The organism is Anaerospora hongkongensis (assembly GCF_004339805.1).
Lineage (GTDB): Bacteria > Bacillota > Negativicutes > Sporomusales > DSM-15969 > Anaerospora > Anaerospora hongkongensis.
On the sequence record NZ_SLUI01000005.1, the window covers coordinates 317,203 to 329,867 of the forward strand.

A 12,665-nucleotide genomic window follows, 5' to 3' on the forward strand; every position below is an offset into this window, starting at 1 on the left:
TCATTGTACATTGGACCCACCCCCTTCGCTATGCAATATTATTGATTAGCTTCTCTGTTCATAGCACATATCCCCTAAAACTATATTCATACTATTTAATACTTATTGTTATTTACTAATTAAAATATACACCCATTGGCAAGAAATGTCAATGTTTTTTTATCAGATTTTCGTACAAAATAAACCCGAGGTGATCAAACATGGATGACAAGCTGCGTAATCCGTCATCATATGCAGAAGAGCTGCTGAGCGGTAAAAAAGAAGCAGAAAAACCCCGGCAGCAACCGCCCAAAGTAGATATCCTCGAAGGCGATGACTGGCTTCCCAGTTAAGAAGGAGGTTGTTTTTATATGCCCGAAGCAAACGATACCGGAGCAACCCTGCACAGTGAGTTTAACAAACAGGCTGCCAGGTATGAGACGAATTATACCACCCCGATTACCGGCGGCGAGCTGCAGGATATTCTGCGGGAAGAGGAAGCAGCATTAGAAAGTAAGGCCTCCCGTTCACAAAATAAATAGCTCCTATTAAGAGGTAAAGCCCGCAAATGCGGGCTTTACCTCTTTTGTTGCAGGTTACCGGCTGCTGCTCAAATCCCTTAATAACCGGACTACCTCATAAGGATTATTTCGTACCTGACCAATCTGAATATGTGGTTTGCTCTTGCCGTGAAAATCACTGCCGCAGGTAGCAAGGATGCCTTTTTGCTGACAAAAATTAAAATAATGCGCTTCCTGCTCCTTGGTGTGCCAGGTAGTAAAAGCCTCGACTCCTTTAATCCCCATAGCCAGCAGTTCGCTGAGCAAAGCATCCTCATGAACAGCCAGCGTGGCCGCCGGATGTGCCAGGACAGGTACGCCGCCGCATGTAACAATACAGTCAATTGCTTGCTGCACGCCAGGTATATACTGCGGAGAGTTATAAGGCCGGCCGGTAACAATCCAATCCACGCAAAAGCGAAGCACCGGATTATCCATTAACCGGTAAGGCTTCAGCACCGGATTGTCATTGTTGCGGCTGTCCGCAAAGATAGCACCGCCATAACAGATTGGCATCGGCTGAGAGCCAAATGCCAGCACCTTATCTTTTTCGATATAAAAGCCAGCCTCACGCAGCTTGGCTATCTGGGCATCCACATTATCCTGACGCGCCCGCTCAATCATCCGGCACCACGCCTGAATATCCGCATGCTGGTAATCGATAAAATATCCCAGTATGTGAAACCATTTACCCTGATATACCGTTGAAAATTCACAGCCTGGTATGACTTCAAGGCCTGCTTTTTCCCCAAAGAAAATTGCTTCTTCCACGCTGTCTACCGTATCATGATCCGTTATCGCCACAGCCTCAAGCCGAACTTCTTGGGCCCGCTCAATAATCTCACGGGCCGAGATTTCACCATCACCGCTGGCGGCAGTATGGATATGTAAATCGACTGCCATACGTATCTCCTCCCTGCCGATCACCCTTAGCGCTTATTTGGTAAATCGTTTGCGAAAGCCGCACTTGCGGCAGAGCTCCTCGACGATCTGCTGGTGACAAAATCCCTGCCGGATCTTCTCCGCTCTTGTTCCCTGAATAATTGCAGCAAAGCTTTCCTGCTGTAAGTTACCGAGCTTTATAACGCCTTCACCATCGAGACAACAAGGAATTACCGTTCCATCAGCAAGAATGGCAATTTGATGCCTCAGCCCATAACACGTACCGGGAGCAGTATCTTCTGTTTCCTGTAGGTCAGGCCATTTAAACTCATAGTCCTGATTCAAATAAACCCGGTCACTTATCTTTAAGGACTTACCCTGTGATAGATTGCCCTGTATCTGAAAAGGCAGCTTGAAGTTATCTTCAATTTTATGAAGAATAGCGGCATTTCGCTTGCGTTGATCGGTTGTCAGTAACGATTCCTTCAAATTCCATAGCCGTAAAGAAATAATAATATCTGACAGAGCGACCGCTCTGTTGGCAAAATGCAAAATCCGGTCAATATAGGTATCTTTCGAAAGCTCAACTTCATTGCCGTCAAAACTGTGGAGCGAAAAGTTCATCTGCCGTACAGCAGGTTTGGCAAGCAGCATATCCGCTGCCCGGTCAATTAAGGTGCCGTTAGTTGTAATATTGACCTTTAAGCCATACTGACAGCTTATATCCAGGATGTCGCCCAGCTGGGGATGCAATAAAGGCTCGCCTTTCACATGGAGATAAATATAATCGGTAAACGGTTTAATCTGTTCCGCAATCTCCCGAAAGGCAGCCAGCGACATAAACTGGGCCTGTCGCTTCGTTGGGGGACAGAAGCTGCATTGCAAATTGCAAATATTGGTTATCTCAACATATACTTTTTTATATTTCTTCATATTTTAGTTGGCTCCGATTTTCTAATCTGCTGCTATTATATTGCCTGTCGCTACTATTAAAAATACCACTATATGCAAGCGCGGACAAGAGGCGAAAAAAGTATCCCGGTAGTAGCCGGGATACAAAAACATGCCTTATTGCCTGCTGAAATGCGATATGCTATATTTGTGATAGCTGAGGGAGGAGGCTTCCCTCCTCCCCCCTCAGCTGCCCGGCTCCGGATTACCGTTTAGGCTTGCGACGCTTGCGGTTGTTCCGGGGCTTTTTGAATTTCTGTAACTGCTGCCTGTTTTCTCATACTCACACTCACCTTCCGGAATTTCTAGCTTTGACTCTCCGGGGACGGCTCAGAATCCGCCTTACGGCTCATACAGTGAACTACGTAAATAAGCGCAATTACCACTACTAAGCTTACCATAATCACCGGCATCGTCAGAATCGAGGCGGGCAAAGCTTCATACAAGCCGAAGAGACCAAACAGAATGAAAATAATTGCGGCACTCCACTTGACTACCCGTTCGGGTATTTTTTTGCCAAGTACGATACCAATGATAATACCGATACCGTCGGCAATCATCATCCCTGCCGTAGTTCCCAGCCAGACCGGCAGTACCGTATTAAATTGCGCAGCCAGGGCTACTGTTGCCAATTGTGTTTTATCGCCCATCTCGGCAATAAAGAAAGCAATAGCCACTGTCCAGAACGGACTGTATTTTGTTGCCTTGTCTTCTCCGTCAAGCTTATCACCGTAAATTGTCCAAAGACCGAATACAATAAAGGATGCCGATGCCGCAATCTGAATATACGCCATCGGTACAAGCTGTGTCAGGTAGTTCCCGACTAATACGGCAAATAAATGATTCAAAACGGTGGCAGCGAAAACGCCCCACATGACCGTTTGCCAGCGATAGCGCGTTGCAAACGCCATTGCCAGCAGCTGAGTCTTGTCTCCCATTTCCGCCAGAATGACAAAGGCCAGCGAAGTTAAAAAAGCTGTCATGATTTCCCCTCCTGTTTTTTTTGGTTATATATATAAAAAACGAGACCCTTAGTATGGCCTATAAAAGGCCATACTAAAGGTCTCGCTAATTGGTATCACCAATAACAGAGCCAGATAGAAACTCTATCAGTATGTTGACTCTATTCTCCGAGCTACTCCCCTTTAGGAAGTATGAAATTGTTTACATTATATCGGAATACCCCTGATAAGTCAAACTCTTTTACGTTTAATTGATTGCCCTTGGTGACTTATGTTCTACAGCTCTGCAAGCATCGTGTTAATAAAATGCCTGGCAGCAGTGGAAAGGTACCGGTTTTTCATCCAGATTACCGATTTTCTAATTTCCCAAGGCTCATTCAATATTTCCCTATAGGAAATATTGTTGCTTGGCACTAAGCCTAAAACCGATTTTGGAACAATTGCCAATCCAATTCCCTCATTGGCAAGAACAATTAAAGTCCGAACATCATCACCCTTGCAGAGAATATTCGGTCGAAAGCCCAGCTTATGACAATAGTCGGTTATCATCGCTTCATTGCTGTGATGCAATAACAACGGTCTGCCCATCAGTTCCTCGACAGTTATATAGGGTGATTGCTGCCCATTCACCCACTCGTTAGACATAGCAATTACCATCGGGTCGGCAGGCAAATCAACTGCGTGATAAAGATCTTCATTAAATTCAGACCTTGTGATTCCTAACTCAATCAGGCCGCTATTTAATAAATCTAATATTCTTGGAGTGGTATCCTCTATGAGCTGAAATTTAATATTAGGATAGTCTGCATGAAATTTGCGAATAAAACCGGGGAGAAGAGCCACCCCGAATGAAGTAATTGTGCCAATCGCCAGCGTTCCTGTATAACCGTTATGCAGTTCTTTAACTTCTGCAGCAGTCGTATTGAGAAGCTCAAGAATTTGTCCTGCGCGAGTATTTAGTAATTGGCCCGCCTCAGTAAGCGTAATTCTGCGACTGCCCCTGTCTATTAATTTTACCTCTAATTCACTTTCAAGCAAGTGAAGTTGTTGACTTAACGACGGCTGAGTCATAAACAACTGTTTTGCCGCCCCTGAAATCGTCCCCGCCAGCACAATGCTGCGGAAATATTTGAGTTGCTTAATATCCATTACTATCCTCTTCGCATAATTTTTTCCTATATATGATAAAGTTCTTACGTATTATTTTTATACTTTTAACATTGCTATAATGATACCTAAAGACACCGCTAACCGTCAAGGTATTAAAAGGCGGCTAATATAGCGAAGGAGCCGAACTATGGATACTATCAGTGTGCTTATTGTAGAAGATAATCCGGTAACCGCTAACATCCATAGGGAGCTAGTTGAGTCTGTAGAAGGGTTCACTGTCATTGCGGTAGCCGCAGCCCGAAATAAGATTATCGATCTACTAGCCAGTAAGCGGCCTAACTTAGTTATTATTGATCACAAATTACCTGATTTCAGCGGATTTGAAATCATATCTTTTGCCCGCAACAGCGGATTGCCAATTGATTTTATCATGGTTACTGCAGTCAATGACGGCATCTCCTTATCCCTGGCTCTGCGGTATGGTGTGATGGATTATATTATTAAACCCTGCCAAACAGCGCGATTAAAAGCTGCACTAGCCTCATACCGAATATTTTTTATACAGCTGACTGCAGAGAAAACGCTGCCTCAGGAAAAAATTGACGCGTGGTATAAAACAAAAGTCTTGCTCTCTTCCACTGCCAAATGACCGGCGTACAAAAAATAGAGTCTCCTGGCAATACACCAGGAGACTCTATCGCTAAGGCTTTAACTCATCAATTTGTTTTTGCAGCTGTCGTATTTGCTGTTTCAGTCCGGTTATTTCCCGCTTCATGTTCTCGGCAGCTGCCGCCGACTCTGCTGCATCTTGCTTGTCCTGCCGGGCTTGCAGCGCATCATTCAGCATTTGCCTGTGAGAAGCGATGATAAACATGACCTGAGCTGTCTCAAACAACCCATTAGCCAGCAGGTTCAGTTCATCAATCGTTAGTTTCTCGGAAATAACCAATCCAAGAAAATAAAAAAGTATCGATGATTCTTCCGGAGTAATTTCATAAAAGATAGATTCTGACGGAACTTCTTGGAATCGTTCGACCAGATCTTCTTTAAATACTTCTGCCATACTTCACTCCATCAAATTGCAATTAGTCTATCACTATACCATATGTGCAATTCGTTATGGTTATGAATCTTGCAAGCAATGAAGCCTTTTTTATTTACTGCTTTTTTCCAGGGCTTCCCACAATCCCAGCAAATATTCGACACCCAAGGCCCGGTCATAAAGGCCATAACCGGGCCGGCCGGTTTCCCCCCAAATCATTCTGCCATGATCGGGACGCATATAACCCGTATAGCCGACGTCATGATAAGCTTTCATAATTTCGTACATATCCAGCGAACCGGCTGCGCTGAGATGAGCCGACTCCTCGAAGCATTTCCTGCCGGTAATCTTCACATTACGCACATGGGCGAAATGAATTTTACCCTTGCTGCCAAAATGGCGGACGATTTCGGGAATATTATTATCCGGAGAAACGCCCAGCGAACCGGAGCACAAGGTCAGTCCGTTAGCGGGACTGTCCACGAGGTTAATCAGTCTCTCCAGGTTTTCCTTGTGCGTCATAATGCGCGGCAGCCCGAAGATAGACCAGGGTGGATCATCGGGATGAATTGCCATCTTGATACCGACCTCTTCGGCAGTTGGAATGACGCCCGTCAGGAAATACCGCAGGTTATCCCATAGCTTTTCTTCGGTCACGGTCTTATAGGCATCCAGTAAATCCTTCATATCCTGCTGGGTATAGCTGGTATCCCAGCCAGGGAGCTTTAAATCCCCGGTAGCAGGATTCATCTGAGCTACAACTGCTGCATCATAGATAAGTGCCGTGGATTGATCAGGCAGTTCATAATCCAGCTGGGAGCGAGTCCAGTCAAAAACAGGCATGAAATTATAGCAGACGACCTTGATACCTGTTTGAGCCAAATTGCGCAGTGTCTGACAATAGTTTGCAATATAGGTATCGCGTGTCGCCAGCCCCAGCTTAATATCTTCATGAACAGGCACGCTTTCAATAACTTCCAGTTCGAGTCCCCGGCTTTGCACCTTTGCTTTTAGGGACATAATCTTGTCTACCGGCCAAACTTCACCGACAGGCACATCATAAATTGCTGATACCACCCCCGTCATTCCAGGAATTTGCCGTATGTACTCCAAGGGTATTTTGTCTTCGACTCCGTACCATCTAAAGATCATTTTCACAGGCAAATCACTCCTATTTTTATTTTAATTCCTTATTTCGCAGTCAGCCATTTCAAAGGCACTAATACCAAATCAGGGAATAAAGTTAACAGAAGCAGCAGTATGATTTCTACCCACATAAAGGGCATTACTCGTTTTATAATATCATCCATTGAGATTTTGCCGACACCGGCTGCCACATTCAACACCGTTCCTACCGGCGGAGTCAAGAGGCCGATGCAGTTGTTGAACACGAACATGAAGCCGAAATAAACCGGATCAATGCCTGCCTGCTGCACAATCGGCATCAATACAGGCGTCAGAATCAAAATAGTCGGCATAACATCCATTGCCGTACCGACAATCAGAACAATAATATTAATCAGGAACATTAGCAGGATTTTATTTTCCATGAAATCAGCCAGCATTGCTGTTATCATCCCAGGAATATTGGCTACTGTAATCAGCCATGACGATACCATCGCAGCAGCAGCCAACAGCATAATAATACTGGTTGTCTTTGCCGCTGTTGTCAGGACCTTGTGAAGTTCACTGATTTTGAGTTCTTTATAGATGAACACGCCGACAAACAGTGCATACCAGGCAGCAATTGCTGCGGCTTCTGTCGGGGTAAAAACACCGCCCCGGAGCCCGAAAATAATAATCGCCGGAAGAACAAAAGCCCAGGCAGCAGCCTTGGTAGCCTGCCACAACTCGCCAAGAGACTTGCGGGGCTGGACGATAAATTGCTCTTTGCGCACCATCCAGGTCCAGGCAGCTGCTAAGAAGATTGCGAGCAGCAGACCAGGTACAACACCGGACATAAATAACTTGGGAATGGATACGTTAGCCGTAACACCAAACACGATCATAGGTATGCTCAGCGGCATAATCGGGGCAATAATGCCCGCAGAAGCAATCAGGGCGCCCGACTTAGCACGGTCATAGCCTGCTTCCGCCATCATCGGAATCAAAATAGCACCCAGTGCAGCCGTATCAGCCACCGCTGAACCGGACAGGCCGGCAAAAATAACACTGGCAATAATGGCTACATAGCCGAAGCCGCCGCGAATATGACCAACCAGCGCCATGGCAAAGGCAATAATTCGCTTGGATATTCCCCCGGCATTCATCAGCTCACCGGCAAGAATAAAAAAGGGGATTGCCATGAGCGGGAAGTTGTCGGCACCATCAAGAAGGTTGGAGGCTAGTATCTGGGTATCAAACATATCCAATTGAAGCATAAGTGCAATCCCGCTCATTAACAGCGCCAGTGCGATTGGAATTCCCATGGCCATTACGATCAGCAGGGATGCAATAAAAACAACAGTAACTTCCATTATTTATCGCCTCCTGTAATCGTGGTTCCACCTTGCTGGAAATCTGCCTTTTCTTCTGAGTCAGTTATCATAACCAAATCATTTTCGTTCAACCGATTGGTCAGCACACGGTATAATTTACCGGTAACTATGGCAATCATCCCGATGCTCATCACAGCTCCCGATACATAAACATACGCATAAGGCAGGCCAATAGCGGGAGACGACTGGTCAACATTGAGCATAGTCAGCTTCCAGCTGCCATCCAGTACGAGGAACAGGGTAATTAGAATAATAGCGTTATTGATAACAAAGAGGATCTTCTTGCCTTTTAGCGATAACTTTCTAACTAAAGTATCAACACCCAAATGTTCATTATCCCGCAGTGCAAGAATCGCTCCTAAAAATATCAGCCAAATAAACAGAAACCGCGAAACTTCTTCTGCCCAGGTAAGACCGGAATTGAAAAAATATCGTAATATTACGTTGCCGAATACAAAAATTGCCATTAAAGACAAAGCAGCGGCTATAAGATAATTAATCAGTTTTGTTGCCATTTCCGCAAACTTGCCCACCATACTGCCCCTTTCAGAAAATGTAGTGGAGTTCATTGGAACCCCACTACATTATTTTTACTTATTTCGCCTGGTTTTTAATTTTTTCTACCATATCTTTAGCCCATGGATATTTGCCGTAATAATCTTCATAGATAGGCTGAACGGCAGTTTCCATCTGCTGTTTGAACTGGTCATTAGGAGTAATAAATTTCATGCCTTTATCGGTAAGGAATTTCTTATCCTCTTCATAGCTCTTCTCAGACAGGTCCCATTGATAATCGGCATAAGCCTTGGCCGCTTCTTCGACTGCTTTCTTTTGATCTGCCGTTAATTTATCCCAGAACTTGGTGCTGACGATTAAGACATTCGGGGTAAATCCATGACGGGATTCTAAGATATTCGTCTGTACTTCATAGAAGCCGGAAGATCTTACAACACCAATCGGATTGTCCTGACCATCAACTACCTTTTGTTCCAGCGCCGTAAATACTTCTGACAACGGCATCGGGGAGACAGTCGCACCCAGGGATTGTCCAAGTTTAACAAAGACCGGCGTGTTTGGCATTCTCAGGCGCAATCCTTTAAAGTCCTCCATGCTGGCAACAGGGCGGCTGGTCGAAAACATTCTAAATCCATTTACCGACCAGGCTAATACTTTTACGCCATGTACTTTTTCCAGTTCCTCTCCCAGCTCTTTACCGATCGGGCCATTCAGTACGGCTTTCGCATGTTTAAAATCCTTTAACAGAAACGGCCATTCGGGAACGCCCATTTTAGGTACATCGGCCTGCATAATCATACCGGGAATCCCCATTTCAATGGTACCGTTACGGACACCGGTATAGAATTGCTGCTCACCGCCCAGCTTGTTGTTCTCAAAAATTTCTACTTTCAAGGTTCCATTTGACTTTTGTTCTACAAGCGGTTTGAACTTCTCCCGTAAGGCGACGTTTTGCGGGTGCTCTGCCGCATAGTAGTTGGCAACCTTAATCGTATACGTTTTCGCTTCAGTTGGCGCCGTACTGCTGGTGCCGGACTTGCCGCCTCCACAGCCTGCCATCAGGATTGAGGATGCGAGTAAACATGTGAGAGCTACCTTAATCTGCTTTTTCATTTTTTTCCTCCCTATTATATGTATGATATCATTGGAAACACGCTTACAACACTGCCACTACTTTCATGAACTGATCAGGATGCTTGGCAATTTGCTGTACTGCCGACGGGACTTCATCCAGAGTGACAACCTGGCTGATCAATGCATCGACATTAATTTTTTTATTATAAATGAGTTCCGTCGCTTCGGCAAATTCTCCTGCGCTTGTACGGGAGCCAACTATATCCAGTTCTTTCTTCGTTATCATCGCCGTAGGCAGCGGAATTTCCGTATTCGGCCAGCCTACCAAGGCAATCCTGCCGGCAAATGACACATACTCGATCGCCCCCTGAATTGCCGCCTTCGCACCGGATGCTTCGATCACGACTTCAGCCATTCGTCCATTTGTAATGGCGCTTATTGTTTGTACAGCATCTTCTCGGCTGATATTAATGGTATGTTTTACCCCTAACGCTTTAGCCAGATCCAGTCTTTCCTCCACCAGATCCATCACAATCGGAACAGCGCCATAGACATTCGCTACCTGCGCTGCCAGTAAACCAATCGGACCTGCGCCGATAATTAAAACATGCTCGCCAGCCTTAACCTTGGGTCTATGGATAGAATGTAACGCAATTGTTAAAGGTTCGATCATCGCCACATGCTTCCATTCCATATCGGCAGGCACTTTGCTTACCAGTTCGAGCGGATGTGTAAAATATTCCGTCATCCCGCCATCGACATGGACGCCAAGTACTTTTAAATCCACACAGCAGTTTGTACGTCCCAGGCTGCATGGATAACAGGTGTTACAGGGAATATAAGGCTCAATAATCACTTTGTCGCCAACTTTAATATCCCGGTCATTTTCAGCGACCTCCATGACCTCCCCGCCAATTTCATGTCCAATAACCCGTGGATAGGACACCAGCGGATTTGTTCCTTTATACGCACCAATATCAGAGCCGCAAATCCCCAAAGCTTTGACTTTGATCAGGATTTCCCCAGCATTTTTTCTCGTGACTGCAGGTACCTCTTGCACATAAATAGAATTCGGCTCATTCAAATTTACAACTTTCATTTTGGCTGCGATCTCCTTCCAGAATCCGAACTTGTAATACAACTATCATATCTGCGTTTATTATATTTTAAATATTTCCATCAGTCAACACAGAAACGTTGTGAATTTTTTAACAATTTGCTATATTGGCAATCAATATTATAAGCACTAGTTGTAATACATATTTCATTGATCAAACAAAAATAGTAGTCCCCTGCCAAAGGTAGGAACTACTATTTTTTAGCCTGTCAATTATTGTTCTAACGTCACTGTTTCCATTTCATCAATGGTCCGCTGAATATGTCTTTCCATAAAATGAGCGGCAAGCTCGGGATTGCACTCTTCTATTGCCGTATAAATATTGCGATGTTCTTTGATACTGCTTGATACACCCAGCATAACATTAATATTGATCTGATTTTTTCTGATAATATGACGCAGCATTTCATAAACCTTCACATTCAGAGGATTCTTGCTGCCTTTGGCTATTTCCATGTGAAATTCCAGATCGGCCTCGTTAAACTTCACCCGGTCTTCTGTAACCAGGCTGTGCTCCATTTCCTCCAGCCAGCTTTTCAATTGCTTTAAGTTTTCCTCGTCCCGGTTGGCGGCACATATTTTAACAATCCCCACGTCAATCACCTGGCGAAATAACAAAATATCCCGGATGCTTTCATCGCGGAATATGGCAAAAGCAAGCAATGGACTCAGCGAAAAGGGATAATCTGATGTACTGACATAAGTTCCGCCGCCGCGGACCTTTTTCAAAATACCTAAAGCCTTCATTCGCTCCAGGGCAGGTCTTACCGAAACTCTGCTCGTATTCCAAATCCTGCAAAGTTCGTTCTCCGAAGGCAGCTTATCGCCCGCCTTTAATTCACCGTTGATGATTTTCATCTCAATACTTTTGAAAATTTCATCACTTATGCTGCTCATGTTTGCCAATTCTTCCCCTTTTACCAAACTATTCATTTAATATTACCATAGAATAACTTGCTGCTAAAGCAAAAAAGCCCTCCGCTATTTTTCGGAAGGCTACTTTTGTATGACATCTTTCATTCCGTCTCTCTGGGTAAAAATTCTGCTTCTATATCCCGTTCAGGAAGCGGGCTGCTGCACTCACAGCATTCTATCTCTTCATAGCAGGGATCAAGCAGAAGCTTCACAATATAGGGATAGCGGTAATGTTTTGCCGTCAGCACATAAAGATACAGCTGCCGCCGGCCGTTTTCCCAGCAGGAAGTAAAGGCAAGCCCGCTAATTACATATTTGCGGGGGAACCGGCAGCGTCCTATTTCCTGTCCGTCCCAGTTATAAATACCGATATACTGGTGATGTCTTTCCTTATAAGCCGCTATAAAATACGGAGGAACAACCAGAACGCTTCTGGTATAAGTACGGTGCGGAGTCTCGATTAAGCGAATGCAGCAGCCCTCTTTGGTAATTTCCATAATATTTTGGGGGAAGGCCAGAACCAGGGTATCCCGCTTGCAGTCATAGGCTATGCTCATAATTCTGGTGCAATGGTCTGGAAAACCGCTTAGAGAGATACAGCCGATTTCGCAAAAACAGCGGTCCAGCTTTACGATTTTAGTAGTGTCTTCAACGAGGGATGCCCAAAAACACTGCTCTTGCTGATCATAACAAAGACAATCATAGCTGCGGCAGGTTTCGATACATTCCACCTTCTCAAAGCAGCAATCAAACTTATGAATAAAGCAGCCTTGCGACGAGGTTAAATAGAAAAAGCACCCATCAAAAGCAATACTGCTGTATTTTTTGCAGTCCGTCGATCTTATCGGCAGCAAAGAACAAGTAGTCAATATACTCATTGATACTCTCCCTCCTGTATTTACTAATTATTCGTCCTTATAAAACCCTTATGCCATTATATGAGCTTACAAGGAAAACGTTACAAAAAAGGGGCTGTCGCAAAATGCTTTTTGAAAAAAAGCGTTTTGTGGCAGCCTTCTTTGCTTGAGCAGATAAAATATAGGCGAAAAAGAATAAAAA

15 protein-coding genes are annotated in these 12,665 nt (G+C 44.7%); 3 read left to right on the forward strand and 12 right to left on the reverse strand.

Annotated elements, in window-relative coordinates; translation table 11 throughout:
• Positions 1–200: 200 nt before the first annotated feature.
• Both EV210_RS23320 and EV210_RS22605 read left to right on the forward strand, forming a co-directional pair.
• Complete coding sequence (locus tag EV210_RS23320; protein WP_279388500.1) at positions 201–332, forward strand: hypothetical protein; 132 nt, start codon at positions 201–203, stop codon at positions 330–332.
• An 18-nt stretch (positions 333–350) separates the two neighbouring features.
• Positions 351–521, forward strand: a complete 171-nt coding sequence (locus tag EV210_RS22605) for a hypothetical protein (RefSeq protein WP_165898850.1) — start codon at positions 351–353, stop codon at positions 519–521.
• Positions 522–575: 54 nt separating this feature from the next.
• Here the strand turns inward: EV210_RS22605 and EV210_RS09580 are convergent, their stop codons facing one another.
• The 4 genes from EV210_RS09580 to EV210_RS09595 all read right to left on the reverse strand — a co-directional run bounded on the left by EV210_RS09580 (position 576) and on the right by EV210_RS09595 (position 4,483).
• Positions 576–1,442, reverse strand: coding sequence for a PHP domain-containing protein (locus tag EV210_RS09580; protein WP_132079094.1), 867 nt, complete (start codon positions 1,440–1,442; stop codon positions 576–578).
• Between the two features lie 33 nt (positions 1,443–1,475).
• Entirely contained in the window at positions 1,476–2,354 is an 879-nt protein-coding gene (locus EV210_RS09585) for a radical SAM/SPASM domain-containing protein (RefSeq protein ID WP_132079097.1), read from the reverse strand.
• 323 nt (positions 2,355–2,677) lie between these two features.
• Positions 2,678–3,355 (reverse strand): TMEM165/GDT1 family protein, encoded by a 678-nt coding sequence (locus EV210_RS09590; protein ID WP_132079100.1) that lies wholly within the window; start codon positions 3,353–3,355, stop codon positions 2,678–2,680.
• A 255-nt stretch (positions 3,356–3,610) separates the two neighbouring features.
• Positions 3,611–4,483 (reverse strand): LysR family transcriptional regulator, encoded by an 873-nt coding sequence (locus EV210_RS09595; protein WP_132079103.1) that lies wholly within the window; start codon positions 4,481–4,483, stop codon positions 3,611–3,613.
• Between the two features lie 148 nt (positions 4,484–4,631).
• Here EV210_RS09595 and EV210_RS09600 point away from each other — a divergent pair, with 148 nt between their 5' ends.
• The gene (locus tag EV210_RS09600) at positions 4,632–5,093 is read left to right on the forward strand and encodes a response regulator (RefSeq protein WP_132079106.1); all 462 of its coding nucleotides are present in this window, start codon (positions 4,632–4,634) and stop codon (positions 5,091–5,093) included.
• A 51-nt stretch (positions 5,094–5,144) separates the two neighbouring features.
• Here EV210_RS09600 and EV210_RS09605 read toward each other — a convergent pair whose 3' ends face one another.
• From EV210_RS09605 to EV210_RS09640, 8 genes are all read right to left on the reverse strand, one after another.
• Complete coding sequence (locus EV210_RS09605) at positions 5,145–5,507, reverse strand: hypothetical protein (RefSeq protein WP_132079109.1); 363 nt, start codon at positions 5,505–5,507, stop codon at positions 5,145–5,147.
• Between the two features lie 90 nt (positions 5,508–5,597).
• The gene (uxuA, locus tag EV210_RS09610; protein ID WP_341539051.1) at positions 5,598–6,638 is read right to left on the reverse strand and encodes a mannonate dehydratase; all 1,041 of its coding nucleotides are present in this window, start codon (positions 6,636–6,638) and stop codon (positions 5,598–5,600) included.
• Positions 6,639–6,676: 38 nt separating this feature from the next.
• Positions 6,677–7,963, reverse strand: a complete 1,287-nt coding sequence (locus EV210_RS09615; RefSeq protein ID WP_132079115.1) for a TRAP transporter large permease — start codon at positions 7,961–7,963, stop codon at positions 6,677–6,679.
• Positions 7,963–8,520: a TRAP transporter small permease gene (locus EV210_RS09620; protein ID WP_132079118.1), complete on the reverse strand. Its 558-nt coding sequence runs from the start codon at positions 8,518–8,520 to the stop codon at positions 7,963–7,965. Before EV210_RS09620 ends, EV210_RS09615 begins: the two co-directional genes overlap by 1 nt.
• Before the next feature lie 58 nt (positions 8,521–8,578).
• A complete protein-coding gene (locus tag EV210_RS09625; protein ID WP_132079120.1) occupies positions 8,579–9,613 on the reverse strand; it encodes a TRAP transporter substrate-binding protein in 1,035 nt (344 codons plus the stop codon).
• 43 nt (positions 9,614–9,656) lie between these two features.
• Complete coding sequence (locus tag EV210_RS09630; RefSeq protein ID WP_132079124.1) at positions 9,657–10,673, reverse strand: zinc-binding alcohol dehydrogenase family protein; 1,017 nt, start codon at positions 10,671–10,673, stop codon at positions 9,657–9,659.
• A gap of 231 nt (positions 10,674–10,904) precedes the next feature.
• A complete protein-coding gene (locus tag EV210_RS09635; protein ID WP_132079127.1) occupies positions 10,905–11,624 on the reverse strand; it encodes a FadR/GntR family transcriptional regulator in 720 nt (239 codons plus the stop codon).
• Positions 11,625–11,707: 83 nt separating this feature from the next.
• Positions 11,708–12,484 (reverse strand): hypothetical protein, encoded by a 777-nt coding sequence (locus EV210_RS09640; protein WP_132079131.1) that lies wholly within the window; start codon positions 12,482–12,484, stop codon positions 11,708–11,710.
• Positions 12,485–12,665: the final 181 nt, after the last annotated feature.